The sequence below is a fragment of the Ralstonia sp. 110700041-2 genome, from assembly GCF_056280165.1.
The window spans coordinates 161,816-185,822 of record NZ_JBSFAI010000005.1 but is presented as its reverse complement, the minus strand read 5'-3'; the positions used below and the strand labels follow the sequence as shown (position 1 = coordinate 185,822).

At 62.6% G+C, this 24,007-nt stretch carries 25 protein-coding genes and 1 tRNA gene; 18 read left to right on the top strand and 8 right to left on the bottom strand.

The features are described from left to right. Window positions 1-99 precede the first annotated feature (99 nt). Entirely contained in the window at window positions 100-303 is a 204-nt protein-coding gene (locus ACUXH0_RS09285) for a hypothetical protein (RefSeq protein WP_004634192.1), read from the top strand. Between the two features lie 17 nt (window positions 304-320). On the opposite strand, the gene ACUXH0_RS09280 is transcribed toward ACUXH0_RS09285, so the two are convergent. Genes ACUXH0_RS09280 through wrbA form a run of 3 tightly spaced genes read right to left on the bottom strand, consistent with a single transcriptional unit; the run spans window position 321 to window position 2,722 of the window. Further along, entirely contained in the window at window positions 321-1,733 is a 1,413-nt protein-coding gene (locus ACUXH0_RS09280) for an FAD-binding oxidoreductase (protein ID WP_182593925.1), read from the bottom strand. Window positions 1,734-1,739: 6 nt separating this feature from the next. Then, the gene (locus tag ACUXH0_RS09275) at window positions 1,740-2,132 is read right to left on the bottom strand and encodes a DUF2069 domain-containing protein (protein ID WP_004634188.1); all 393 of its coding nucleotides are present in this window, start codon (window positions 2,130-2,132) and stop codon (window positions 1,740-1,742) included. Then, entirely contained in the window at window positions 2,129-2,722 is a 594-nt protein-coding gene (gene wrbA, locus ACUXH0_RS09270) for an NAD(P)H:quinone oxidoreductase (RefSeq protein ID WP_182593924.1), read from the bottom strand. Before wrbA ends, ACUXH0_RS09275 begins: the two co-directional genes overlap by 4 nt. A 68-nt stretch (window positions 2,723-2,790) precedes the next feature. On the opposite strand from wrbA, the gene ACUXH0_RS09265 reads away from it, so the two are divergent. Further along, window positions 2,791-4,122 carry a YihY family inner membrane protein gene (locus tag ACUXH0_RS09265; protein WP_024972581.1) on the top strand — a complete coding sequence of 444 codons (1,332 nt, stop codon included), beginning with the start codon at window positions 2,791-2,793 and terminating at the stop codon, window positions 4,120-4,122. A 4-nt stretch (window positions 4,123-4,126) separates the two neighbouring features. Here the strand turns inward: ACUXH0_RS09265 and ACUXH0_RS09260 are convergent, their stop codons facing one another. Genes ACUXH0_RS09260 through ACUXH0_RS09250 form a run of 3 tightly spaced genes read right to left on the bottom strand, consistent with a single transcriptional unit; the run spans window position 4,127 to window position 6,624 of the window. Next, entirely contained in the window at window positions 4,127-4,444 is a 318-nt protein-coding gene (locus ACUXH0_RS09260) for an Mpo1-like protein (RefSeq protein ID WP_024972582.1), read from the bottom strand. Window positions 4,445-4,465: 21 nt separating this feature from the next. Beyond that, complete coding sequence (locus ACUXH0_RS09255) at window positions 4,466-5,290, bottom strand: alpha/beta fold hydrolase (protein WP_182593923.1); 825 nt, start codon at window positions 5,288-5,290, stop codon at window positions 4,466-4,468. Further along, window positions 5,290-6,624 (bottom strand): O-acetylhomoserine aminocarboxypropyltransferase, encoded by a 1,335-nt coding sequence (locus ACUXH0_RS09250; protein ID WP_037044732.1) that lies wholly within the window; start codon window positions 6,622-6,624, stop codon window positions 5,290-5,292. Before ACUXH0_RS09250 ends, ACUXH0_RS09255 begins: the two co-directional genes overlap by 1 nt. 239 nt (window positions 6,625-6,863) lie before the next feature. Between ACUXH0_RS09250 and ACUXH0_RS09245 the strand changes: the two genes are divergently transcribed. From ACUXH0_RS09245 to aroC, 4 genes are all read left to right on the top strand, one after another. Next, complete coding sequence (locus ACUXH0_RS09245) at window positions 6,864-7,319, top strand: CBS domain-containing protein (RefSeq protein WP_004634176.1); 456 nt, start codon at window positions 6,864-6,866, stop codon at window positions 7,317-7,319. An 82-nt stretch (window positions 7,320-7,401) separates the two neighbouring features. Then, a complete protein-coding gene (locus ACUXH0_RS09240; RefSeq protein ID WP_182593922.1) occupies window positions 7,402-9,309 on the top strand; it encodes an MFS transporter in 1,908 nt (635 codons plus the stop codon). 95 nt (window positions 9,310-9,404) lie between these two features. Then, the gene (locus ACUXH0_RS09235; protein WP_004634173.1) at window positions 9,405-9,818 is read left to right on the top strand and encodes an FKBP-type peptidyl-prolyl cis-trans isomerase; all 414 of its coding nucleotides are present in this window, start codon (window positions 9,405-9,407) and stop codon (window positions 9,816-9,818) included. An 85-nt stretch (window positions 9,819-9,903) separates the two neighbouring features. Continuing rightward, a complete protein-coding gene (gene aroC / locus ACUXH0_RS09230; RefSeq protein ID WP_004634170.1) occupies window positions 9,904-11,004 on the top strand; it encodes a chorismate synthase in 1,101 nt (366 codons plus the stop codon). A 68-nt stretch (window positions 11,005-11,072) separates the two neighbouring features. Here the strand turns inward: aroC and ACUXH0_RS09225 are convergent, their stop codons facing one another. Beyond that, a complete protein-coding gene (locus ACUXH0_RS09225; RefSeq protein ID WP_004636026.1) occupies window positions 11,073-12,758 on the bottom strand; it encodes an electron transfer flavoprotein-ubiquinone oxidoreductase in 1,686 nt (561 codons plus the stop codon). 210 nt (window positions 12,759-12,968) lie between these two features. Here ACUXH0_RS09225 and ACUXH0_RS09220 point away from each other — a divergent pair, with 210 nt between their 5' ends. Next, the gene (locus ACUXH0_RS09220; protein WP_004636023.1) at window positions 12,969-13,754 is read left to right on the top strand and encodes an SDR family oxidoreductase; all 786 of its coding nucleotides are present in this window, start codon (window positions 12,969-12,971) and stop codon (window positions 13,752-13,754) included. Window positions 13,755-13,767: 13 nt separating this feature from the next. Here the strand turns inward: ACUXH0_RS09220 and ACUXH0_RS09215 are convergent, their stop codons facing one another. Next, entirely contained in the window at window positions 13,768-14,313 is a 546-nt protein-coding gene (locus tag ACUXH0_RS09215; protein ID WP_004636022.1) for a LuxR C-terminal-related transcriptional regulator, read from the bottom strand. Between the two features lie 153 nt (window positions 14,314-14,466). Here ACUXH0_RS09215 and ACUXH0_RS09210 point away from each other — a divergent pair, with 153 nt between their 5' ends. The 11 genes from ACUXH0_RS09210 (at window position 14,467) to rplT (ending at window position 23,995) form a co-directional block, all read left to right on the top strand. Then, entirely contained in the window at window positions 14,467-15,168 is a 702-nt protein-coding gene (locus ACUXH0_RS09210) for a CoA transferase subunit A (RefSeq protein WP_012435926.1), read from the top strand. 10 nt (window positions 15,169-15,178) lie between these two features. Next, on the top strand, window positions 15,179-15,814 hold the full coding sequence (locus ACUXH0_RS09205) for a 3-oxoacid CoA-transferase subunit B (protein ID WP_004636018.1): 636 nt from the start codon (window positions 15,179-15,181) through the stop codon (window positions 15,812-15,814). Window positions 15,815-15,836: 22 nt separating this feature from the next. Beyond that, a complete protein-coding gene (locus tag ACUXH0_RS09200; protein ID WP_004636015.1) occupies window positions 15,837-16,616 on the top strand; it encodes a 3-hydroxybutyrate dehydrogenase in 780 nt (259 codons plus the stop codon). Between the two features lie 143 nt (window positions 16,617-16,759). Continuing rightward, window positions 16,760-17,629, top strand: coding sequence for an alpha/beta fold hydrolase (locus ACUXH0_RS09195; RefSeq protein ID WP_012435925.1), 870 nt, complete (start codon window positions 16,760-16,762; stop codon window positions 17,627-17,629). Between the two features lie 30 nt (window positions 17,630-17,659). After that, window positions 17,660-18,028, top strand: coding sequence for a RidA family protein (locus ACUXH0_RS09190; RefSeq protein WP_182593921.1), 369 nt, complete (start codon window positions 17,660-17,662; stop codon window positions 18,026-18,028). A gap of 38 nt (window positions 18,029-18,066) precedes the next feature. Then, complete coding sequence (locus ACUXH0_RS09185; protein ID WP_182593920.1) at window positions 18,067-20,292, top strand: RelA/SpoT family protein; 2,226 nt, start codon at window positions 18,067-18,069, stop codon at window positions 20,290-20,292. Window positions 20,293-20,314: 22 nt separating this feature from the next. Continuing rightward, window positions 20,315-20,391 (top strand) — tRNA-Val (locus ACUXH0_RS09180). A 382-nt stretch (window positions 20,392-20,773) separates the two neighbouring features. Then, complete coding sequence (gene thrS / locus ACUXH0_RS09175) at window positions 20,774-22,681, top strand: threonine--tRNA ligase (protein WP_182593919.1); 1,908 nt, start codon at window positions 20,774-20,776, stop codon at window positions 22,679-22,681. A 42-nt stretch (window positions 22,682-22,723) separates the two neighbouring features. Then, the gene (gene infC, locus ACUXH0_RS09170) at window positions 22,724-23,245 is read left to right on the top strand and encodes a translation initiation factor IF-3 (RefSeq protein ID WP_012435921.1); all 522 of its coding nucleotides are present in this window, start codon (window positions 22,724-22,726) and stop codon (window positions 23,243-23,245) included. A gap of 167 nt (window positions 23,246-23,412) precedes the next feature. Beyond that, the gene (rpmI, locus tag ACUXH0_RS09165; protein WP_004636003.1) at window positions 23,413-23,610 is read left to right on the top strand and encodes a 50S ribosomal protein L35; all 198 of its coding nucleotides are present in this window, start codon (window positions 23,413-23,415) and stop codon (window positions 23,608-23,610) included. Between the two features lie 28 nt (window positions 23,611-23,638). Next, window positions 23,639-23,995: a 50S ribosomal protein L20 gene (rplT, locus tag ACUXH0_RS09160; protein WP_004636001.1), complete on the top strand. Its 357-nt coding sequence runs from the start codon at window positions 23,639-23,641 to the stop codon at window positions 23,993-23,995. The last annotated feature ends 12 nt before the right edge of the window (window positions 23,996-24,007 follow it).

The following is a 24,007-nucleotide window of genomic DNA, read 5'->3' as shown; positions in this document are numbered from 1 at the left end:
CTTGTTTGGGCAGCCATGGAGCGATCCATGAGGCTGCTGTGTTTCGCCATGGCTGCAGGGGGCCGGGCGAGGCGCTAGCCATGGGGCAGGGAGGAAACAATGAGCACGCGTCATGCACGACGCCCGGCAGGGTCGTCACGCACCACTTACATCCGTAGCGCCCAGAGTGGGCGCATCGGCGATCGTTCCAGCCCGAGCGATCATCGTCTGCCGCCCAGCGGCGTACCGCGCATGCTGTTGTGGCTGCTGGCCGCGACAGTCCTCTTCGCGGTGGCGAACTACACGCTGAAGCTGTTCGGCTGAAGCAAGGCCGGATCGCCTTACAACACCTTCCCTGGATTCATCAGGCCGCGCGGGTCCAGCGCCTGCTTGATCGCGCGCATGGCGGCCAGTTCAACGGGGCTCTTGTAGCGCGCGTTGTCTTCGCGCTTGAGCTGGCCGATGCCGTGCTCGGCTGAGATGGAGCCGCCGTGCGCATGCACGCTGTCGTGCACGATGCGGTTGATGCCGTCCTGGTTGGCCAGGAAAGCATCGTGCGCATGGCCTTCCGGCGGCGACACGTTGTAGTGCAGATTGCCATCGCCGAGATGGCCGAACGTCACCATGCGGATGTTGGGGTAGGCCGCGGCCAGCGCGCGGTCGGTCACGTCAATGAAGTCGGCAATGCGCGAAATGGGCACGCCAATATCGTGCTTGATGTTCTTGCCTTCATCGGCCTGCGCCAGCGGAATGTGCTCGCGCAGGTTCCAGAAGTCGCGCGACTGGGCCACTGATTCCGCCACCGCCGCATTGTCGATCACGCCGCGAGCGAGCGCGTCTTCCATGAGCGATTCGAACAGCGCGCGCGCGTGGTCTTCGCTTTCCAGATCGGACAATTCCAGCAGCACGTATTGCGGATACGCCTGCGTGAACGGCACGCGCAACTGCGGGTAATGCTTGCGCACGAGGTCCAGGCAAAACGCCGACATCAGCTCGAAGCCCGTCAGCAGCGTTCCTGCATGGCCTTGCGCCAGCGATAGAAACGCCAGCGCCTGACGCGGCGATTGCAGGGCCGCCAGCGCAGTCACCTTGGCGCGCGGTTGCGGAAACAGCTTCAGCATCGCCCCAGTGATGATGCCGAGCGTGCCTTCCGCGCCGATCAGCAGGTCGCGCAGGTCGTAGCCCGTGTTGTCCTTGCGCAGCCCGCGCAGGCCATTCCACAGTGCGCCGTTAGGCAAGACTGCTTCGATGCCTAGACACAGCTCGCGCGCATTGCCGTAGCGCAGGACGGCGGTGCCGCCGGCGTTGGTTGCAAGGTTGCCGCCGATCGTGCAACTGCCTTCTGCAGCAAGGCTCAGCGGGAAGAGGCGGTCCGCATCGGCGGCGGCCTGCTGCACGTTGGCCAGGATGCAGCCGGCATCCACGGTGATGGTGTTGTTGATCGGGTCGACGGCGCGCACGCGCTGCATGCGCTGCAACGAGATCACCACCGCGTCGCCTTTCATGTCGGGCGTGGCGCCGCCGCACAGGCCGGTGTTGCCGCCTTGTGGGACGACCGGCACGCCATGTTCGCCGCACAGACGCACGAGCGTAGCCACCTCTTCAGCGCTGGCGGGGCGCAATACTGCGCGTGCGCGGCCCGAGAAACGCTTGCGCCAATCGGTGAGGTAGGGCGCCTGGTCTTCCGGCGCGGTCAGGACGTGCGTTGCACCGATAGCTTCAACGCAGGCTTGAAGAAAGGCATTGTGAATCATGGCGGATCAGGATCTGTGGCCGGCGCGTGCTTTGGCCGCGCGCTTGAATGGTCGCAGGTAGAGGATGGTTGCGGTGAAGAACACCACGCTGAGCACCACCTCGCCCCATGCGAGCGAGCGCGAAAGCCCGACGTCCGATGTCGCCCGCACGATGCCTTCGGTAAAGAACAGCAGGATGAACATGGACGCCCATTGCATCGTGTAGCGGTTCTTGCGCAGCACGCCGGGCAGCGGCCATGCCAGCAGCAGCGCCTTGAGCGCCAGCCAGGAGCCGCCCGGGCGCACGGGGGCGAGCCACAACTCCCACGCCGCACACAGGAGGATCAACGCGATGAGGCTGGCTGCACTGAGCAGAGCCAGTGCCCGGGATTCGGTGACGACGTTGTTGGGGGAGGTCATGCGGCGAGCTTGAGAGCGGTCTGCGCCAGCCGCCGGCCCATGGCTGTGGCGAGCGTGCGTTCGTGGGCGGTCAGCGGTGCAGTATCGCCGCGATGTGCAACGTGAGACGGCCCGTATGGCGTGCCGCCGGCTTCAGTCGAAAGCAGTTCGCTGTGCTGATACGGCAGGCCAAGGACGACCATACCGTGGTGCAGCAGCGGCAGCATCATCGAGAGCAGGGTGGTTTCCTGCCCGCCGTGCATGCTCCCCGTGGAGGTGAACACACATGCCGGCTTGCCGGCCAGTGCGCCCGCTAGCCATTGCGGCGTGGTGCCATCCAGGAAGTACTTGAGCGGCGCAGCCATGTTGCCAAAGCGTGTGGGCGAGCCCAGCGCCAGGCCCACGCATTCTTCAAGATCGCGTACTTCCACGTAGGGCGGGCCGCCGTCGGGCACGTCGGACTGCGTGGCTTCGCAGACAGTGGAGACGGCCGGCACCGTGCGCACCCGCGCCTGGGCGCCGTCGACGCTTTCAATGCCTTGCGCAATGGCTTCGGCCAATGCGCGCGTGCTGCCGTGACGGCTGTAGTACAGGACCAGGATATCTTTCATAACAAAGCGTGGAGAGCGTCGCGGTATTATAGTTGCGCCCCCCAACCCCGCCTCCCGCCTCATTTTTCATGCTTTTTGACACCCGTGCGCTTCGCAAATGGAATGCCGCCAAGCTGCGTGCGCTGGCGCGTTACGCCTTGCGCCGCGCCGGTGAAGACCACCTGCCGCAAGTGGCTGGTAGCCTGACATTCACGACGGTGCTGTCGTTGGTTCCGATTTTGACGGTGGCGTTTGCGCTGTTCACGGCATTCCCGATGTTCAAGAGCTTCCGGGCGGACATCGAAGGCTACATGTTCAGCAACCTCGTGCCGGGCAGCATCAGTCGGCCGATCCTGACGTATCTGAATCAGTTTTCCACCAACGCCAAGGGGCTGACGGCAGCGGGCCTGATCGGCCTGGTCGTGACGTCGGTAATGACATTGCTCACCGTCGAGAACGCATTGAACGCCATCTGGCGCGTGCGTCATCGTCGGCCGCTGGCGCAGCGCGTCCTGGTGTTCTGGGCGCTGATGACATTTGCGCCGGTGCTGATTGGCGCGAGCCTGTCGGTCAGTTCGTATCTCGTGTCGATCTCGGCGGGCTATGTGCACAAGCTGCCGTTTGGTCTGGGCGTGATCGTCAGCCTAGTCCCGATCCTGCTGTCGGCGATTGCATTTGCGATGCTCTACGTATTCGTGCCGAATACCAACGTGGAACGGCGCGATGCGTTCATTGCCGGCCTGATTGCCGCCGGGGCATTTGAAATCGCCAAGCGCGTCTTTGGCGCTTACGTCGCGCATATCCCCACCTACACGGCCGTCTACGGCGCGTTTGCCACGCTGCCGATCTTCCTGACGTGGATCTATGTGAGCTGGCTGGTGACGCTGCTCGGTGCGACCATCGCCTCGACGCTGCCGATCATCCGGCAGGGCTACTGGCAGCGGCGCACATTTCCGGGCAGCGAGTTCTTTGATGCGCTGGGTGTTCTGTTGCTGCTGTATCGCGCGCGAGAACAGGCGCCGCGTACGGTCGCCGAGCGCGATATTGGCCGGCGCCTGCAGTTGGAAGCCGATTACCTGGTTGACCTGCTGACCAAGCTGAAGGCACTGCACCTGATCGGCAAGCTGCAGCAGGATCGCGGTGAGACCCACTGGGCGCTGCTGTGCGATGTGCACACGACCACGCTGCGGCCGCTCTATGAAAGGCTGGTGTTGAATCTGCCGCGCTTGCCGCGCACTGCCTTGGCGCGCCATCTGGGTGACACGCGCGCGCTGGTCAGCCAACTGCAGAATCCCGCGCTCGACGCCACGCTCGAGAGCATTTTCACGACTGGCGAACGCGGGGTGGCGGCGGCTGCGCAGGCTGCTATGGCACCGGCGCCGGCTTCAGCAGTGCCCGCCGCTGCCAACGCGAGCGCCTGACGTTTCAGAACGGGATCTTGCCCGTCCAGATGTCGCGATACATCACCCAGTCACCCAGCAAGCTGTAGAAGGGGTGGCGGAAGGTGGCGGGCCGGTTCTTCTCGAACCCGAAATGTCCGACCCACGCGAACGCGTAACCGCTCACGGCCGCCCCCAGCAACCACCACAGGTTGCCCGTGAACACCAGGAGGATCAAACACACCAGCGCCACCGTCGAGCCGACAAAGTGCAGGCGCCGGCAGGTGCGATCCCGGTGCTCACTCAGGTAGTACGGATAGAACTCGGCGAAGCTGCCGAAGCTGTGGGTGTCGGTGGTGCCCATGATGCGTCTCCAGGAGGCGACTTATGCGGCGACCGTGTCTCGTTCGCGTGCAAAGGCGATCAGCGCGTCGAGTGTGCCGTCGGGGCATTCTCCCATGATCGCGTGCCCGCCAGGCAGCCCCACAACGCGGCTGCCGGCCAGTCCTGCCGCAACCTGACGGCCGGCTTTTGCTGGCGTCATCTGATCTTTTTCTCCCACAATCACGAGTGACGGGCACTTCGCGGCGGCCATGGCTTCGGCGCCGCGCGCATAGGCATTGCAGGCAGCAAAATCTGTGTGGAAGACGGGCGCGTCCGTGCCGCGCGCTATCCGTTCCATCAGCCGCTGGCTGCCGCCATGCATCCAGAAGCCCGGCCCCGGCGCTGACGGCTTGTTCGCCAGGCTGAAATGCGACCAGGTATTCACCATATCGATGGCGGCCGGCGTGTTGTTGAGCGCGGCGTCAAGCAGCGCATCCGACACCTTCATCGGCCAGGCCGTCGCTACCAGCGCGATGCGGCGCACGCGACTGGCGTACCGTGACGCGCACTCCAGCGCAATCAGCGAGCCCATGCTGTGGCCGACCACAACCACTGGCTGGGTGACGCCGGCTGCGTGCACGAGCGCCATCACCCAGTCGGCCATGGCTTCCACGGTCTGCAGAGGGGCGCCGGCGCTGCGACCGTGGCCCGGCAGATCGACCGCCAGCACGCTGAAGCCGTGGTGCGCGAACCATCGCGTCTGCAGGCCCCAGACGGAATGATCGTTCTGCGCGCCATGCACAAATACGACGCACGGCAATTCGGCGTTGAACGGCTTGCCGCCGGTGTAGGCGTAGGCGCGCTCGCCCTGTACGGTCCATTCCATCAGCGGGCTCCCGTTGCGTTGGCGTCGGCTTTGCCGGGCGCGGCGGACATCGCGCGCTCGGCAGCTTTCAGGCCGCGCTTGAGATCGTCGATCAGGTCGTCGGCGTCTTCCAGGCCGATGGAGAGGCGGATCGTGCCTTCGCTGATGCCGGCTGCGGCCAGCGCGTCGGCGTCCATGCGGAAGTGCGTTGTCGACGCGGGGTGGATGACCAGCGAGCGCGCATCGCCCACGTTGGCAAGGTGCGAGAACAGTCCGAGCGATTCGATGAACTGCTGGCCTGCACGCCGGTCGCCGCGCAGATCGAAGCTGAACACCGCCCCGCAGCCCCGCGGCAGCAGGCGCTTGGCCAGTGCGTGATCGGGGTGCGATTCCAGCTCCGGGTAGGCGACCGACGCCACCATCGGGTGACTTGCCAGGAAGGCGACGATGCGGCGGGCGTTGTCCACATGTCGGGCCATGCGCAGCGGCAGTGTCTCGATGCCTTGCAGCAGTTGCCATGCGGCCATCGGGTTCATGCAGGCGCCGAAGTCGCGCAGGCCTTCGCGGCGCGCTCGCAGCAGGAAGGGCGCGACGGTGCTCTCCTCGGCAAACACCATGTCGTGGAAACCCGCGTACGGCTCGGTCAGCTCGGGGTGCTTGCCCGCGGCCACGTAGTCGAATGTGCCGCCGTCCACCAGCACGCCGCCGATGGTCGTGCCGTGCCCGCCCAGGAACTTGGTAGCCGAGTGGTAGACCAGATCTGCACCATGTGGGAACGGCTGCAGCAGCCAAGGCGTAGTGAAGGTCGAATCGACCAAGAGCGGCACGCCCGCATCGTGCGCAATCGACGCGATGGTCGGGATGTCCAGCACATCCAGCCCCGGGTTGCCGAGCGTCTCGCCAAACAGCAGCCGCGTGTTCGGGCGGATAGCAGCGCGCCAACCATCGATGTCGCCGGGTTTGACGAAGGTTGTCTCGATACCGAAGCGGCGCAGCGTGTAGTGCAGCAAGTTGTGCGAGCCGCCATACAGCGCCGAAGACGCGACGATATGCGAGCCGGCGCCCATCAGCGTGACGATGGCCAGATGCAGCGCCGCCTGGCCCGAAGCTGTGGCGATGGCGCCTACGCCGTTTTCCAGCGCGGCCATGCGCTCCTCGAATACGGCGACGGTCGGGTTGGAGATGCGCGAATACACGTGGCCCGCGCGTTCCATATTGAACAATGACGCCGCATGTTCGCTGTCGCGGAACACGAAGGACGTGCTCAGGTGGATCGGCGTGGCGCGCGCGCCGGTAGCCGGGTCGGGCGCGGCGCCGGCATGCAGGGCCAGCGTGTCGAAGCGGGCTTTGGACATGGATTCAAGCACCCGGAGAGGGCGCGGGAACAGGTTTGGACGGGGCATGCTAGCACTGCTCCCTGTTGCAGCGCATTCCGGGCAAACGCCGAGCGGGCGCCGTTTTTGACAGGTTTTTTCTGCGCTGCATGCTTGTCGAAGCGATCCGGTTTGGGCTAGGATCGAAACATAACCATAACCACAACCCGCGCGCGGTCGCTCCCCGGCAGACCGGCACCCCGAACTCTGGGAGACGCAATATGAAAGTCAGCGATATCCTCCACGTGAAGGGCAACACGCTCTACACCGTGGCACCTGAAACCAAGCTCCAGGTGGCCGTGCAGACGATGGCGGAGAAAGACATCGGCTCGCTCGTGGTCATGGAGTACGGCGAACTGGTCGGCATGCTGACCTTTCGAGAAATCATCAAGGTTGTTGCCAAGAATCACGGTTCCGTGGGCGAGGGCACGACCATCCGCAAGGTGATGGACGATCATCCCGTCACCTGCACCCCCGAAACCGAGGTCAACGAAGTACGCCGTATCATGCTGGAGCACCATGTGCGCTACCTGCCGGTGCTCGACAGCCGCACGTTGATGGGCGTGATTTCGTTCTACGACGTCGCCAAAGCCGTGCTCGAAGACCAAAGTTTTGAGAACAAGATGCTCAAGGCGTACATTCGCGACTGGCCCGAAGAAAAGGCCAACGAAGACTGACCTGCGCGATCTCCTCACCGCATCCCTGAAACCCGCCCGCCGTTGCGAGCGGGTTTTTTGTTGAACCCAGAACCGCCTGCCGATGAGCCAATCGAGCCAGTTTTCCCTGCTGAAGCAGCTTCGCTTTGCACCGTTCTTCTGGACCCAGTTCCTGGGCGCGATGAACGATAACGTTTTCAAGGTGGCGTTTTCCTCGTTGGTCACGTACCACGCTGCGCTGTTCGGCAATGCGGACCCGGCGTCCGCAGCGTTCCTGATTTCAGCGATCTTCATCGCGCCGTTTGTGCTGCTGTCTGCCACCAGCGGGCAGATTGCCGACCGCATGGACAAGGCGCGCCTGATCCGTCTGGTGAAGACATTGGAAATCGCCATCATGGCGATCGGCTGTACGGGTTTCGCGCTGCGCCACGTTGAACTGCTGTACCTCTGCACGTTCTTGATGGGCGTGCACTCGACGCTGTTTGGGCCCGTGAAGTACGCCTATCTGCCTCAGCACCTGCAATCGGCGGAACTCGTCGGCGGTAACGGGCTGGTGGAAATGGGCACCTTCGTCGCCATCCTGATCGGCACCATTGGCGGCGGCGAGCTGGCCAATTACACGCGCAACGGCGAGCTGGTCGGCCCGCTGTTTACCGGTATTGCGTGCATTGTCATTGCCGTGGCCGGCTGGCTGACGGCGCGCGGTGTGCCGGTGTCGCCGGCGTCGCAGCCGGACCTGCGCATCAATTGGAACCCGATCTCCGAGACCTGGCGCAACCTGAAGCTGGCGAGCAACCAGCGCGCGGTGTTTCTCAGCCTGCTGGGCATCTCGTGGCTCTGGTTCGTGGGCGCGACGTTCCTGACGTCGTTCTTTGCCTACGCGCGCAATGTGCTCGGCGGCGACCAGAATGTCGTGACGCTACTGCTGGCCGTGTTTTCGGTGGGCATCGGCTTGGGCTCGGTGCTGTGCGAAAAGCTCTCGGGCCGCACGGTGGAGATCGGCCTGGTGCCGTTTGGCTCGATCGGCATGACGGTCTTCGCGGTGGACCTGTACTTTGCTTCGCATGCCGAGGCATTGGTCGCGCACGACGTGCTGACGGGCATTTCCGGGTTCCTGCAGAACCATCGCCATTGGCGCGTGCTGGCCGATCTGTTCCTGCTGGCGATGTTCGGCGGCTTCTACAGCGTGCCCTTGTACGCGCTGATCCAGAGCCGCTGCGAACCGACGCATCGTGCGCGCATCATTGCCGCCAACAACATCCTCAACGCGCTGTTCATGATCGCTTCTGCCGTGCTGGCGATGGTGCTCACGCGTGCCGGGTTCACGATCCCGCAGTTGTTTCTGGTCACAGGCATCCTCAACGCCGTGGTGGCGATCTACATTTACACGCTGGTGCCGGAATTCCTGATCCGGTTCGTGATGTGGCTGCTGATCCATACCGTCTACCGCGTGAAGGTGGAGGGCTCGGAGCAGATTCCCGATGAAGGCCCCTGCCTGCTGGTCTGCAACCACGTGAGCTTCGTCGATGCCGTGGTGGTGGGCGCGTTCGTGCGCCGCCCCGTGCGTTTCGTGATGGATCACCGCATCTTCAAGGTGCCGGTGCTGTCGTGGTTCTTCCGCACGGTCAAGGCGATTCCGATTGCGCCGATGCACGAAGACCCGGAGATGCTCAGCCGCGCCTACGACACCATTGCCGCCGCGCTGGCGGAGGGCGAGGTCGTCTGCATCTTCCCCGAAGGCAAGATCACCGGCACGGGCGAGATGAACCCGTTCAAGGAAGGCATGCGCCGCATCATCGAACGCACACCCGTGCCGGTGGTACCGATGGCGCTGCGCGGCCTCTGGGGCAGCTTTTTCTCGCGCAAGGGCGGGGCGGCGATGTCGCGCCCGTTCCGTCGCGGCTTCCTCAACAAGCTGGAACTGTGCATCGGCACGCCGGTGCCGGCGCAGGCCGTGTCGCCGGAAACGATGCAGGCCGCCGTGCTGGCGTTGCGCGGCGAGCGGCTCTAGCGCCTGGCGCGCCTGCGGACTTCGATACACTGCCGGTCGGCCTGCAATCGGCCTTCATGCGTTTTTTCTGACCTCCAACTTTCCCGTTACCTGCCATGAAACACGTTTCCCCGCTGCTGTGTGCTTCGTTGCTTGCCCTGGCTGCCGTTAGCGCGCAAGCCGCATCGCCCGCATCCGAGACGCTGCCTTCCGGTGTGATCGTCCAGACGCTGACCAAAGGCACCGGCCCGTCGCCCAAGGCCAGCGACACGGTCAAGGTGCACTACCGCGGCACGCTCACCAACGGTACCGAGTTCGACAGCTCCTACAAGCGCGGCCAGCCGATCTCCTTCCCGCTGAATCGCGTGATTCCGTGCTGGACCGAAGGCGTGCAGAAGATCCAGGTGGGCGGCAAAGCCAAGCTGACGTGCCCGGCAGCCACTGCTTACGGCGAGCGCGGCGTGCCGGGCACGATTCCGCCCAACTCCACGCTGAACTTTGACGTCGAGCTGCTGGGTATCGGTGGCTGATCTGGAGGCCGGTGGATCGGCCTTACAATAGCGTTTTCCTGATGTTTCGCGCCGCGGCCGTCGCGGCGCCTTCCTGAGCACGATCATGTCTGGCAATACCTTGGGCCTGCTGTTTTCCGTCACCACTTTCGGCGAGTCGCATGGCCCGGCCATCGGCGCTGTCATCGACGGCTGCCCACCCGGCATGACGCTATCGGCAGAAGACATCCAGCCCGATCTGGATCGCCGCAAGCCCGGCACCTCGCGGCACGTGACGCAGCGCAAGGAGGAAGACCTTGTTGAGATCCTCTCCGGCGTGTACGAAGGCAAGACCACGGGCACCCCGATTTGTCTGCTGATCCGCAACACAGATCAGCGCAGCAAGGACTACAGCAACATCGCCGAGACATTCCGTCCCGGCCATGCCGATTACACGTACTGGCACAAATACGGCATCCGTGACCCGCGTGGTGGTGGCCGTTCTTCCGCACGATTGACGGCGCCGACGGTGGCCGCAGGTGCTGTCGCCAAGAAGTGGCTGCGTGAGAAGTTCGGCATCGAAATCCACGGCTTCATGTCGCAACTGGGCGATATCCACATTCCGTTCATGGACTGGAACGAGGTGCCGAACAACCCGTTCTTCGCGCCCAATGCCGAGATCGTTCCCGAGCTGGAAACCTACATGGATGCACTGCGCAAAGATGGCGATTCCGTCGGCGCGCGCATTGAAGTGGTGGCCACGGGCGTGCCCGTCGGTTGGGGCGAGCCGCTGTTCGATCGCCTGGATGCAGACATTGCCCACGCCATGATGGGTCTGAACGCAGTCAAGGGCGTTGAGATCGGTGCAGGCTTCCACGCGGTCAGCCAGCGCGGTTCCGAGCATGGTGATGAGCTGACGCCGGAGGGCTTCGTCGGCAACAACGCCGGCGGTATCCTGGGTGGGATTTCGACGGGGCAGGATATCTCTGTGTCGCTGGCGATCAAGCCGACGTCGAGCATCCGCACGCCGCGCCGTTCGATCGACAAGGCGGGTGACCCGGCGGTGGTGGAAACGTTCGGCCGCCATGATCCATGCGTGGGCATTCGTGCCACGCCGATCGCCGAGGCGCTGCTGGCGCTGGTGCTGATCGACCACGCGCTGCGTCATCGTGCGCAATGTGGCGATGTGTCCGTGGAGACGCCGGCCATTCCGGCAAAAGCTTCCTGAATCGATTTGCGCAGACAACAAAAAAGACGGCTTCAAGCCGTCTTTTTTGTTGGGCGACCGCCCGGTGCTTACATGCCGACGTAGTTCGGCCCGCCACCGCCTTCCGGGGTGACCCACACAATGTTCTGCGTCGGGTCCTTGATGTCGCAGGTCTTGCAGTGCACGCAGTTCTGCGCGTTGATCTGCAGGCGCTCAGTGCCCTCATCGTTCTTGACGAACTCATACACGCCAGCCGGGCAGTAGCGCTGCTCGGGGCCGGCAAACTGCGTCAGGTTGATGCGCGTCGGAACGGTCGGATCCTTCAGCGTCAGGTGAGCCGGCTGGTTCTCTTCGTGGTTCGTGTTCGAGATGAACACCGACGACAGGCGATCGAACGTGACCTTGCCGTCCGGCTTCGGATACTCGATCTTCGGGCATTCCGATGCCGGCTTGAGCGACTGGTTGTCCGACTTCGTGCCGTGCAGCGTCCAAGGTGGGTTGCTGACGCCAATCTTGGGCAGCAGCCACTGTTCGATGCCGGTCATGATCTTGCCCAGTGTCGGGCTCTTCTTGAACCACAGCTTGAAGTTGCGCGACTGGTCCAGTTCTTCCTTCAGCCAGCTCTGTTCGAAGGCGGCGGGGTAGGCCGACAACTCGTCTGCGCAGCGGCCAGCGGTCACGGCTTCGAACACGGCTTCACCGCACATCATGCCGCTCTTAATGGCCGCGTGGCTGCCCTTGATACGCGCCGCGTTCAGGTAGCCTGCATCGCAACCGACCAGGGCGCCGCCTGGGAACACCGTTTTCGGCAGCGCCTGCGGCGTGCCGTTGTTGATGGCGCGTGCACCGTAGCCGATGCGCTTCCCGCCTTCGATGTGCGCGCGGATGGCGGGGTGGGCCTTCCAGCGCTGCATCTCTTCGAACGGGCTCATCCAAGGGTTCTTGTAGTCCAGCCCAATCACGAAGCCGAGCGTGATCTTGTTGTCTTCCAGGTGATACAGGAAGCCGCCGCCGAAGGTGTCATCTTCCATCGGCCAGCCCGCGGTGTGCACCACGAGGCCGGGCTTGGCCTTGGCCGGATCGATTTCCCAGAGTTCCTTGATACCGATGGCGAAGGTCTGCGGGTCCTTGCCGGCGTTGAGCTTGAACTTCTCCAGCAACTGGCGGCCGAGATGCCCGCGCGCGCCTTCCGCGAAGATGGTGTACTTGCCGAGCAGCTCCATGCCGAGCTGGAAGTTCTCGGTCGGCTCACCGTCCTTGCCGATGCCCATGTTGCCGGTGGCAACGCCGCGCACGGCACCATTGTCGTCATACAGCACTTCGGCTGCCGCAAAGCCCGGGAAAATCTCGACGCCCAGCGCTTCGGCCTGCGTGGCCATCCACTTGACCACGTTCGACAGCGAGATCACGTAGCAGCCGTGGTTATGGAAGTTGCGCGGCACGAGCCAGTCGGGCGTACGCTTGGAGCCGGTTTCGCTCAGGAAGAGCACATCGTCGCCGGTGACCGCCTGGTTGAGCGGGGCGCCGTCGGCCTTCCAGTTCGGGAGGAGTTCGTTGATGGCGCGCGGGTCCATCACAGCGCCCGAAAGAATGTGTGCACCCGGCTCGGAACCCTTTTCCAGCACGACGACGGACACGTCCTTGCCCGTCTCGGCAGCCAGTTGCTTGACGCGAATCGCAGTCGCCAGGCCGGCGGGGCCGCCGCCGACGATAACGACGTCATACTCCATGGACTCTCGCGGGCCGTATTGTTCGAGGAGCTGCTGCTGGTTCATAAGTGTCTCTTCGCTTGTAGGGCGTTTGCTTATTGGTATGACGGATTGCTGCATTAGAATTTTCCGCATTGTCCGGGACACGCCCGGATGCGGCAAGGGAATTTTCTGAACGATCGTTCGATTTTTTGCTAAGCTGCGCTCAAATCACATGCCGATGTTGCTTCCGAGCAGCCCGGCGCATGCCAAACCAATCTACGGGGATCACGCATCATGGGTTTGTCGATCAATCTGGAAGGCAAGGTCGCGCTGATCACGGGCGCGTCGAGCGGCCTGGGCGCGCGTTTCGCGCACACGCTGGCGGCCGCCGGCGCGAAAGTCGTGCTGGCCTCGCGCCGTGTCGAACGGCTGAAAGAACTGCGCGCCGACATCGAATCGAAGGGCGGCAGCGCCCACGTCGTACGTCTGGACGTGACGGATCCGGACAGCATCCGATCGGCCATCGCCCACGCTGAAACCGAAGCCGGCACGATCGACATCCTGGTCAACAACTCTGGCGTTTCGACCACGCAGCGCATGGTGGACGTCACGCCCGATGACTTCGATTTCGTATTTGATACCAACACGCGTGGCGCCTTCTTTGTGGCGCAGGAAACGGCCAAGCGCATGATTGCGCGGGCCAAGGGCGCGGAGAAGAACGGCTCGCCGCTGCCGCAATCGCGCATCGTCAACATTGCATCTGTGGCGGGGCTGAAGGTGCTGTCGCAGATTGGCGTGTATTGCATGAGCAAGGCAGCTGTGGTGCACATGACCAAGGCCATGGCGCTGGAGTGGGGCCGTTACGGCATCAATACCAACGCGATCTGCCCGGGCTATATCGACACCGAAATCAATCATCACCATTGGGAAACCGAACCTGGCCAGAAGCTGGTGCAGATGCTGCCGCGCAAGCGCGTCGGCAAGCCGGAAGACCTCGATGGGCTGATTCTGCTGTTGGCGTCGGATCAGTCCGACTTCATCAACGGTGCCGTCATCAACGCCGACGACGGCATGGTGTAACGCTTCGGCGGCCTCAATGCCCCATCAGCCGCTGCACAAGTTCGAGCGAGGTGTTGGCGGCGTACTTCTTCATCAGCCGCGCGCGATAGATTTCAACCGTGCGCGGGCTGATCTCCAACTGCTTGCCGATCTGCTTGCTGGTCTTGCCTTCAACAAGCTGCGCGGCGATGTCGCGTTCGCGCGGCGTGAGCGCTGCTGTAACGGGGCGATGCGCTGACAGATCCTCGAACGTCCAGATGCCTTCGCCCAGCGGTTTGGCACGGTCCAGCGCGCGGCCTGTGACGTGGCACCAGAACAGTTCACCGTTGGCGCGCTTCATGATGCGTTCGTCAGAATAGCTGCCGCGCGCATTCATGACGGGGATGATGCGCGCGCCGGTGCGCTCGTATTCGTCGTGCGTTGGATACAGCAGTTCAAACGATTGGCCGATCATGGTGGTACGCGCGTGGCCGAAGATGCGAGCGGCTTCGTCATTGACGTCGAGCATCACCCGCTCGCGGGACATCACCATGCCGACAGGGGCAAGCTGGAACGCAGTCTGATAGTCGAGGGCGGGCATATGTATTCGTACGTATTGCTGCGTCGCGCGACGCTTGCGTATTCTCGCCAGATTGTATCGTTACTATTTTCCGGCGCTGCACCGCACAAACCCCAAGTGTGCGTGCGGTCAAAACCGAGCCGGATTCGTTGGACCACCAAGGAAGGAGCACGCATGAACAAAATCTTCGCCAGCGCCAGCGAGGCGCTCGCGGGCGTCGTCAGGGACGGCCAGACCATCGCCGTGGGCGGCTTCGGCCTGTGCGGTATTCCGGAAGCGCTGATTGCCGCGCTGCGCGATTCGGGCGTCAAGAATCTCACTTGCATTTCCAACAATGCCGGCGTCGATGGTTTCGGCCTGGGCTTGCTGCTGGAAACCCGCCAGATCAAAAAGATGATTTCGTCCTACGTGGGCGAAAACAAGGAGTTCGAGCGCCAGTATCTGGCCGGTGAACTCGAGTTGGAATTCACCCCGCAAGGCACGCTGGCCGAAAAGCTGCGCGCTGGCGGCGCCGGCATCCCGGCGTTCTTCACCAAGACCGGTGTCGGCACGCTTGTCGCCGAAGGCAAGGAGCTGCGCGAGTTTGACGGCGAGACGTACGTCATGGAGCGCTCGCTGGTGCCCGACGTGGCGCTGGTGAAAGCCCAGGTGGCTGACAAGTCCGGCAACCTGCGTTTCAACCTGACCGCACGCAACTTCAATCCGGCTGCGGCAACGGCCGGCAAGATCTGCATCGTTGAGGTCGAAGAGATCGTCGAGGTGGGCGAGCTTGCACCCGACGACATCCATCTGCCCGGCATCTATGTGCACCGCATCGTGCTCAATGCCACGCCCGAGAAGCGCATCGAGAAGCGCACCATCCGAGTAGCCAACTAAGGAGACCGACATGGCCTGGACACAAGACCAAATGGCGGCGCGCGCTGCCCAGGAGTTGCAAGACGGTTTCTACGTCAACCTCGGCATCGGTATCCCGACGCTGGTTGCCAACCACACCGGCGACAAGGAAGTCTGGCTGCAAAGCGAAAACGGCATGCTGGGCATCGGTCCGTTTCCCATGGAAGACGAAGTGGATGCCGACCTGATCAACGCAGGCAAGCAGACCGTGACCACGCTGCCCGGCAGCGCCATCTTCGGCAGCGATCAGAGCTTTGCGATGATTCGCGGCGGCAAGATCAACCTGTCGATTCTCGGTGCGATGCAGGTGAGCGAGACGGGCGACCTGGCCAACTGGATGATCCCCGGCAAGATGGTCAAGGGCATGGGTGGCGCGATGGACCTCGTGGCCGGCGTCAAGCGGGTGATCGTTCTGATGGAACACACCGCCAAGAAAAAGGACGGCACCGAAGACATGAAGATCCTGCCCAAGTGCACGTTGCCGCTGACGGGTGTGGGCGTGGTGGATCGCATCATTACGGACCTCGGCGTGATCGACGTGACCGAGCAGGGACTGAAGCTGATCGAAACCGCGCCGGGCGTTTCCCGCGAAGAGATCCAGGCCAAGACTGGCGTCAACCTGTTGTAATCGCTGACCTCCGGAGATACGCATGCTGCAAGGAAAAACCGCCCTCGTCACGGGCTCGACCAGCGGGATTGGTCTGGGTATTGCCTGTTCGCTGGCCGCGCAGGGCGCCAACATCATCATGAATGGCTTTGGCGATGTGGAAGCACCCAAGGCGCAGATCGCGGCCGCGGGCAAAAATGCCATCCGCATCGGATATCACGGCGCCGACATGAGCAAGCCAGCCGAGATCGAAGCGATGTTCGCCTATGCCGACGCAGAGTTTGGCGGCGTGGACATCCTCGTCAACAACGCCGGCATCCAGTATGTGGCCAATGTCGAGGATTTCCCGACCGAACGCTGGGACGCCATCATCGCCATCAACCTCACCTCGGCTTTCCACACGACGCGGCTTGCTGTGCCGGGCATGAAGCGCAAGAACTGGGGCCGCATCATCAACGTCGCATCGGTGCATGGGTTGGTGGCATCGGCGCAGAAATCGGCGTACGTGGCGGCCAAACACGGTATCGTCGGCTTCACCAAATCGGTGGCGCTGGAGACCGCACAGACGGGCATCACGTCCAACGCGATCTGCCCGGGCTGGGTGCTGACGCCGCTGGTGCAGAAGCAGATCGATGCGCGCGCCGAGAAGGATGGCCTGTCCGCGCTCGAAGCCAAGACAGATCTGCTGATGGAAAAGCAGCCTTCGCGTGAGTTCGTGACGCCCGATCAGCTTGGCGCGCTGGCGGTGTTTCTGTGCAGCGACGCGGCGGAGCAGGTGCGCGGCGTGGCGTGGAACATGGATGGTGGCTGGGTGGCGCAGTAAGCCGATCTGCTTCTGAAGAAGCCTCGCTGCGGCGAGGCTTTTTTGTTTTGGCCGGCGTGAATGTTTGCTGCGCCGCCGCATGCCTGCGGGCCCGCGTACAATCAGGCTTCGCTGTCTCCGTCATTCACATGTAGGAGTTGTTCATGCCAGTTTCGCCGCGCCTTGCCTTCGTGCAGTGCCTGAGTCCGTCCGGCTTGCACCGGATGGCTTATCACGAGTGGGGCGATTCGCAGAATCCGCGTGTGCTGGTTTGCGTGCACGGCCTCTCGCGCACGGGGCGCGATTTCGACGTGCTGGCGCAGGCGCTGTGCAATGACTATCGCGTCGTCTGCCCCGATGTGGTGGGCCGTGGGCGCTCCGATTGGCTGGCCGATCCGAAGGGCTATGTGCTGCCGCAGTACGCCTCCGACATGGTCACGCTACTCGCGCGCCTGAATGCCGAGTCCGTCGACTGGTTCGGTACCTCGATGGGTGGCCTGATCGGCATTGGCTTGGCAGGCTTGCCGAAATCGCCGATTCGCAAGCTGCTGCTCAACGATGTGGGCCCGCGCGTGACGGAATCGTCGTTGACGCGCATCGGCGCGTATCTCGGACTGAACGTCCGCTTCAAGACGTTTGATGAAGGGCTGACATACCTCAAGACGATCAGCGCTTCATTCGGCCCCCACACGCCGGAGCAATGGCGTGAGTTGAATACCGCGATCCTGAAACCGCAGGGCGGCGAGTGGATTCTGCATTACGATCCGCGCCTGGCCGAGCCGTTCAAGAACACCACGCCCGAGATGATTGCTGCCGGCGAAGCGACGCTCTGGAAGCTGTTCGAGGCGATTCCCGGCGAGGTCCTGGTCGTACGCGGCGCGCATTCAGATTTGCTCACGCGCGAGACCGTCGAGGCCATGATGCAGCGCGGCCAACATGTGAACACGGTGGAAATTCCAGATGTGGGCCACGCGCCGACCTTCATCCAGCCAGATCAGGTGGCGATCGCCCGCAAGTTCTTCCTCGGTCAATGACCGTTTGTCTGACCCCATTCGATTTGCAAGATGAGCACTGAACTGAAGCGTTACAACGTCGAACATCGCTATTCCGACGCGGCCGTCTACAACGGCGTCGTCTACGTGGCCGGCCAGGTGCCCGAGATCACGCTGGACGCCGGCATTGCCGAGCAGACGGCGGAAGTGCTCGCCATCATCGATCGCGTGCTGGCCGCCAACGGCAGCGACAAGACGCGCATCCTGATGTGCCAGATCTTCCTCAAAGACATCGGCGAGATTGGTGAGATGAACAAGGTGTGGGACCAGTGGGTCGCCGCCGATTCCAAGAACTCGCCGCCGCGCGCCACCGTTGAGGCCGCGCTGGCCAATCCGAAGTACCGTATCGAAATCGTCGTGACGGCCGCGCAGAAAAGCTGAGCCCGTCGCGTCACAGCAGGACGCAAGCAGGACGCATCATGGAGAACAAGACCGAACGGCCGGCCGAGTTGCCCGGATCGACGGCAGAGCAGGTCGCTCGGGCGATCGAATACCTCGCGGCCAATGCCGCAGACAGCGTCACGCTGACCGGCGAGCCGCTGGAGTCGCATGCGCGCGGCACGATCGCCATCCTTGAAGGGTTGCGTGTCGACACGCCGTCGTTGCAGGCGGCCGCGCTGTTTCTGTTGCCCACGCTGGCAATGGACAGCGAAAAGGCGCTCGAGCCTGCATTCGGTGCCGAGGTCGTCAAGCTCGTGCACGACGTGCGGCAACTGCTGCGCATTGGCGCGATTGCGGGCCTCGTCAGCCCGACCGATACCAGCATTACGCGCAAGAACGAAGCCGAAGCACGCCGCGCGCAAGTCGAGGCGTTGCGCAAGATGTTGCTCGCGTTCGCGCAAGACATTCGCGTGGTGATGATCCGCCTGGCGTCGCGGTTGCAGTCGCTTCGCTGGCTGGCCCAGACGAAGCGGTCGGCGCCGGAAGGCATGGCGCGCGAGACGCTGGATATCTACGCGCCGCTCGCAAACCGCCTGGGCATCTGGCAGCTGAAGTGGGAGCTTGAAGACCTCGGCTTCCGCTTTGAGGATCCCGATACCTATAAGCGCATCGCGCGCCTGCTGGACGAAAAGCGCATCGAGCGCGAGAAGTTCATCGGCCAGGCCATCGAGCAACTCCAAAAGACATTGCACGATGCCGGCATTCAGGCTGAGGTCAGCGGTCGGCCCAAGCACATCTACAGCATCTGGAAGAAGATGCGAGGCAAGGAACTGGACTTTGCCGATCTGTACGACGTGCGCGCCTTCCGTGTCATCGTCGACGACATCAAGGATTGCTACACGGTGCTCGGTTTCGTGCACCACATGTGGCAGCCGATCCCGAAAGAGTTCGACGACTACATCTCACGCCCAAAGGCCAACGGCTACATGTCGCTGCACACGGTGGTGATCGGCGACGACGGCCGTGCGCTCGAGGTGCAGATTCGCACGCGCGAGATGCACCACTTTGCCGAGTACGGCGTGGCTGCGCACTGGCGCTACAAGGAGGCGGGCAACAAGGGCTACGCCGGCCAGTTCTCTGCCAGCGAGCGCTACGACGAGAAGATCGCGTGGCTGCGCCAGTTGCTCGCCTGGAAAGATGACGCCGAGCACACCGTCGCGCACGAGGATTCGCCGTGGGAGCAGCTCAAGCACACCGAGCTGGATGACCACATTTACGTGCTGACGCCGCAGGCGCGCGTGATCGCGTTGCCGCAAGGTGCGACGCCCGTCGATTTTGCGTATTACCTGCATAGCGATCTCGGCCACCGCTGCCGCGGCGCGCGCGTCGACGGCACGATGGTGCCGCTGAACACGCCGCTCAAGAACGGCCAGACCGTCGAGATTGTTACCGTCAAGCACGGCGGGCCGTCACGTGATTGGCTGAACACCGAGCTGCACTATCTTGTCAGCCCGCGCGCCCGCACGAAAGTGCGCGCGTGGTTCAACGCGATGGAACTGGAAGAGACGCTCGCGCAGGGCCGGGCGCTTATCGACAAGACGCTGCAGCGTGAGGGCAAGACCGCCGTCAACCTGGAAGAACTGGCCGCCAAGCTCGGCTACAAGACGTCGGACGATCTCTATGCCGTGGTCGCCAAGGACGAACTGAGCCTGCGCCGCATCGAGGCCGTTTTGCGCTCGGATGGGGCGCCGCCGCCCGCGCCCGTCGACGACGAAGCGGCCATCACCAAGAAGAGCCGCGCCACCAGCGTGGCTCGTGGCGCCAAGAGCGGCGTGCTCGTGGTGGGCGTCGATTCGCTCCTCACGCAGATGTCGCGTTGCTGCAAGCCGGCACCGCCGGACCCCATCGTTGGTTTTGTCACGCGTGGGCGCGGCGTATCGATCCACCGTCAGAGCTGCGCGACCTTTCAGCAACTGGCTGCCCGGGCGCCCGGCCGTGTAATCCAGACGGAATGGGGCCAGCGCAGCGATTCGGTCTATCCGATCGACATCCAGGTCGAGGCGCTGGACCGGCAGGGATTGTTGCGTGACATCTCGGAAATCCTCTCGCGCGAGAAGATCAACGTGACCGGCGTGCGCACGCTGTCGAGCAAAGGCGTCGCAAAAATGCAGTTCACCGCGGAGGTGGCAGAGGCGACACAGCTGCAGCGCGCGCTGACTTTGATCGAAGAGGTGCAGGGGGTGTTGACAGCTCGAAGGAAGTGACGGTATAGTTTCGTTCTTCGGCAGGCTCGTAGCTCAGCTGGTTAGAGCACCACCTTGACATGGTGGGGGTCGTTGGTTCGAGTCCAATCGAGCCTACCAACGCATTTGGCAGGACGCGTCGGGTAGGGTGTCCAAGCCGTCATCCTCGCAATTCCCGGGTTTGTCCCGTACAACAGAACACAAGGCGAAATATGATTCAGGCACCGCGAACTACAACCGCTTCGGAGCGACAGTAGTCAAGGTGCGTTTTTCGCCCTTTGCGGTCCACCCAAGCAGTGGATAGCGCAAATGAAAACGCGGCCTTGGCCGCGTTTTTTTTCGTCCGCAGTTTCGTGTCACGCGTGGCGATCAAGCTGAAAGCGCTTCGAAGCATTCGATTCGACAACCTGCTGCGCTGACTTGGCGCGGCGCACGACAGAATAACGACCGCTGTGCATCTCTGAAACCTGAAATGCGCGACGGTGACTCCACAGGAGCAAGCATGATCGCAATCACGTTGCCGGATGGTTCCCGGCGTGAGTTTCCCGGCCCGGTGACTGTCGCAGAAGTGGCGCAAAGCATCGGTGCAGGCCTGGCCAAGGCAGCCCTGGCGGGCCGCGTGGACGGCCAGATGGTCGACACGAGCTACACGATCGATCATGATGCCAAGCTCGCCATCATCACCGACAAGGACGCCGAAGGCGTCGACGTGATCCGTCACTCTACGGCGCACTTGCTGGCCTACGCCGTCAAGGAGCTGTATCCGGATGCGCAGGTCACCATCGGTCCGGTCATCGAGAACGGCTTTTACTACGATTTCGCCTACAAGCGCCCCTTCACGCCCGAAGATCTTGTTGCCATTGAAAAGAAGATGGGCGAACTCGCCAAGAAAGACGAGAAGGTCACGCGGGAAGTGCTGAGCCGCGACGACGCCGTCAAGCTGTTCCAGGGCATGGGCGAGAAGTACAAGGCCGAGATCATCGCCTCCATTCCGGAGGACCAGGAGATTGGCCTGTACCGCGAGGGCAATTTCGTCGACCTCTGCCGTGGCCCGCACGTGCCGTCCACGGGCAAGCTCAAGGTCTTCAAGCTGATGAAGGTGGCCGGTGCCTACTGGCGTGGCGACCACAACAACGAGATGCTCCAGCGCATCTACGGCACGGCCTGGGCCAAGAGGGAAGACCAGGACGCCTACCTGCACATGCTGGAAGAGGCCGAAAAGCGTGACCACCGCAAGCTCGGCCGTGAGCTCGACCTGTTCCACATCGACGAGTACTCGCCCGGCACTGTGTTCTGGCACCCCAAGGGCTGGACGCTGTGGCAGGAGATCGAGCAGTACATGCGCCGCGTTTATCGCGAGAACGGCTACCAGGAAGTGAAGGGGCCGCAGATTCTCGACAAGACCCTGTGGGAGAAGACCGGCCACTGGGACAAGTACCGCGAGAACATGTTCATTACGGAATCGGAAAAGCGCGAATACGCGCTGAAGCCGATGAACTGCCCCGGCCACATCCTCATCTACAAGCAAGGCATCAAGAGTTACCGCGACCTGCCGCTTCGCTTCGGCGAATTCGGCGCGTGCCACCGCAACGAGCCTTCGGGTGGCTTGCACGGCATCATGCGCGTGCGCGGCTTCACGCAGGACGACGGCCACATCTTCTGTACGGAAGACATGATCCAGGCCGAGGTGACGGCGTTTACGACGTTGCTGCAGAAGGTCTACAAGGATTTCGGCTTCACCGAAATTCTTTACAAGCTGTCGACGCGTCCGGACAAGCGCATCGGCACGGAAGAAAGCTGGGATCGCGCCGAAGCGGCATTGGCCGAGGGCTTGCGTGCGTCGGGTTGCGAATTTGAGTACCTGCCGGGCGAGGGGGCGTTCTACGGTCCCAAGATCGAGTATGTGCTTAAAGATGCACTTGGTCGCCAGTGGCAGTGCGGCACGATCCAAGTCGACCCGAACCTGCCGGAGCGCCTGGATGCTGAATTTGTCGGCGAAGATGGCGCGCGCCATCGCCCGATCATGCTGCACCGAGCCATCGTTGGCAGCCTCGAGCGCTTTATCGGTATCTTGATCGAGCAATATGCCGGAGCGCTGCCGACGTGGCTTTCCCCGGTGCAGGTCGTGGTGCTCAGCATCACCGATTCGCACGCCGAATACGCACAATCCGTTGCGCAATCCCTGCAAAAACAAGGATTTAGGGCGGTCGTCGATTTGCGGAATGAGAAGATTGGGTATAAAATCCGCGAGCATTCCGTGCAGAAGGTCCCATACCAGGTTGTGGTTGGCGATAAAGAACGGGATGAAAATCAGGTGGCCGTGCGTGCCCGTGGCAACGTCGATCTAGGCTCCATGCCGTTGTCGGCGTTCGTTGAGCGACTGAAGAACGATCTCGCCAACAAGTCATGAGCTGGGCACGGCCTGTTTTTTTGATTCTTTGAGGACATCAACATCGCTACTGAGAAATCTCACCGCATCAACCGCGAGATCAGCGCACCGGAAGTCCGGCTGACCGGGGTTGAGGGAGAAGCGCTCGGCATCGTCAAGCTGTTCGACGCCCTGCGTCTGGCAGAAGAGAAAGACGTCGACCTGGTCGAGATCGCGCCGACCGCGCAGCCGCCCGTCTGCCGCCTGATGGACTATGGCAAGTTCAAGTATCAGGAGCAGAAAAAGGCACATGACGCCAAGCTGAAGCAGAAGGTGATCCAGGTGAAGGAAGTCAAGTTCCGCCCTGGCACCGACGACAACGACTACGGCGTCAAGCTGCGCAACGCGACGCGCTTCCTGGAGGATGGCGACAGGGTAAAGGTGACCTTGCGTTTCCGCGGCCGCGAAATGGCTCACCAGGAACTCGGCATGCGCGTGCTGGAGCGTATCAAGTCTGACCTGGAGGAATTCGGTCAGGTTGAGCAGATGCCGAAGATGGAAGGTCGCCAGGCAGTGATGATGTTGGCGCCCAAGAAGAAAAAGTAATGCAGTGGCGGCCGGGCGATTCCGGCCGCGCTGAGCAGGTTCCAGACGGAAACGTCGGAAAACGCGGCAGGTGTCAAAGCTTGCCGCGATACAACAAGTGAGCCCGGGTCTTGCAAGTGTCGGCGCCAGCCGTCCACCTGGCTTCATGTCAAAAACGGAGTTGTTCCATGCCGAAGATGAAGACGAAGAAAAGCGCGTCCAAGCGCTTTACTGCCCGTCCTGGTGGCACGATCAAACGTGGCCAAGCCTTCAAGCGTCACATCCTGACCAAGAAGACCACCAAGAACAAGCGTCACCTGCGCGGTACCGAGGGCGTCCATGAGACGAACCTGAAGTCCGTTCGCGCAATGATGCCGTACGCCTAACCCTAACTAACTACGAAAGGAGCATTTCATGCCTCGAGTAAAACGTGGGGTCACAGCGCGGGCCCGTCATAAGAAGGTTATCAGCGCAGCCAAGGGTTTCCGCGGCCGCCGCAATAACGTTTATCGCATCGCCAAGCAGGCGGTCATGCGTGCTGGCCAGTACGCCTACCGCGATCGTCGCAACAAGAAGCGCGTGTTCCGTGCGCTCTGGATTGCACGTATCAACGCTGGCGCACGCGAGCATGGTCTGACCTACAGCAAGTTCATGAACGGCCTGAAGAAGGCGTCCATCGAACTGGACCGCAAGGTGCTGTCGGACATGGCCATTCACGACAAGGTGGCTTTTGCTGCCATCGTGAACCAGGTGAAAGCCAACGTCGCCTGAATTGGATTGGCC

Coding starts and splice junctions, on each gene's coding strand:
- ACUXH0_RS09255 (WP_182593923.1), bottom strand. CDS start 5,290: ATGGAATGGACCGTACAGGGCGAGCGCGCCTACGCCTACACCGGCGGC.
- ACUXH0_RS09245 (WP_004634176.1), top strand. CDS start 6,864: ATGAAAGTCAGCGATATCCTCCACGTGAAGGGCAACACGCTCTACACC.
- rpmI (WP_004636003.1), top strand. CDS start 23,413: ATGCCGAAGATGAAGACGAAGAAAAGCGCGTCCAAGCGCTTTACTGCC.
- thrS (WP_182593919.1), top strand. CDS start 20,774: ATGATCGCAATCACGTTGCCGGATGGTTCCCGGCGTGAGTTTCCCGGC.
- aroC (WP_004634170.1), top strand. CDS start 9,904: ATGTCTGGCAATACCTTGGGCCTGCTGTTTTCCGTCACCACTTTCGGC.
- wrbA (WP_182593924.1), bottom strand. CDS start 2,722: ATGAAAGATATCCTGGTCCTGTACTACAGCCGTCACGGCAGCACGCGC.
- ACUXH0_RS09275 (WP_004634188.1), bottom strand. CDS start 2,132: ATGACCTCCCCCAACAACGTCGTCACCGAATCCCGGGCACTGGCTCTG.
- ACUXH0_RS09210 (WP_012435926.1), top strand. CDS start 14,467: ATGAACAAAATCTTCGCCAGCGCCAGCGAGGCGCTCGCGGGCGTCGTC.
- ACUXH0_RS09260 (WP_024972582.1), bottom strand. CDS start 4,444: ATGGGCACCACCGACACCCACAGCTTCGGCAGCTTCGCCGAGTTCTAT.
- ACUXH0_RS09205 (WP_004636018.1), top strand. CDS start 15,179: ATGGCCTGGACACAAGACCAAATGGCGGCGCGCGCTGCCCAGGAGTTG.
- rplT (WP_004636001.1), top strand. CDS start 23,639: ATGCCTCGAGTAAAACGTGGGGTCACAGCGCGGGCCCGTCATAAGAAG.
- ACUXH0_RS09220 (WP_004636023.1), top strand. CDS start 12,969: ATGGGTTTGTCGATCAATCTGGAAGGCAAGGTCGCGCTGATCACGGGC.
- ACUXH0_RS09240 (WP_182593922.1), top strand. CDS start 7,402: ATGAGCCAATCGAGCCAGTTTTCCCTGCTGAAGCAGCTTCGCTTTGCA.
- ACUXH0_RS09195 (WP_012435925.1), top strand. CDS start 16,760: ATGCCAGTTTCGCCGCGCCTTGCCTTCGTGCAGTGCCTGAGTCCGTCC.
- ACUXH0_RS09280 (WP_182593925.1), bottom strand. CDS start 1,733: ATGATTCACAATGCCTTTCTTCAAGCCTGCGTTGAAGCTATCGGTGCA.
- ACUXH0_RS09235 (WP_004634173.1), top strand. CDS start 9,405: ATGAAACACGTTTCCCCGCTGCTGTGTGCTTCGTTGCTTGCCCTGGCT.
- ACUXH0_RS09250 (WP_037044732.1), bottom strand. CDS start 6,624: ATGTCCAAAGCCCGCTTCGACACGCTGGCCCTGCATGCCGGCGCCGCG.
- ACUXH0_RS09185 (WP_182593920.1), top strand. CDS start 18,067: ATGGAGAACAAGACCGAACGGCCGGCCGAGTTGCCCGGATCGACGGCA.
- ACUXH0_RS09190 (WP_182593921.1), top strand. CDS start 17,660: ATGAGCACTGAACTGAAGCGTTACAACGTCGAACATCGCTATTCCGAC.
- ACUXH0_RS09215 (WP_004636022.1), bottom strand. CDS start 14,313: ATGCCCGCCCTCGACTATCAGACTGCGTTCCAGCTTGCCCCTGTCGGC.
- ACUXH0_RS09265 (WP_024972581.1), top strand. CDS start 2,791: ATGCTTTTTGACACCCGTGCGCTTCGCAAATGGAATGCCGCCAAGCTG.
- ACUXH0_RS09200 (WP_004636015.1), top strand. CDS start 15,837: ATGCTGCAAGGAAAAACCGCCCTCGTCACGGGCTCGACCAGCGGGATT.
- ACUXH0_RS09225 (WP_004636026.1), bottom strand. CDS start 12,758: ATGAACCAGCAGCAGCTCCTCGAACAATACGGCCCGCGAGAGTCCATG.
- ACUXH0_RS09285 (WP_004634192.1), top strand. CDS start 100: ATGAGCACGCGTCATGCACGACGCCCGGCAGGGTCGTCACGCACCACT.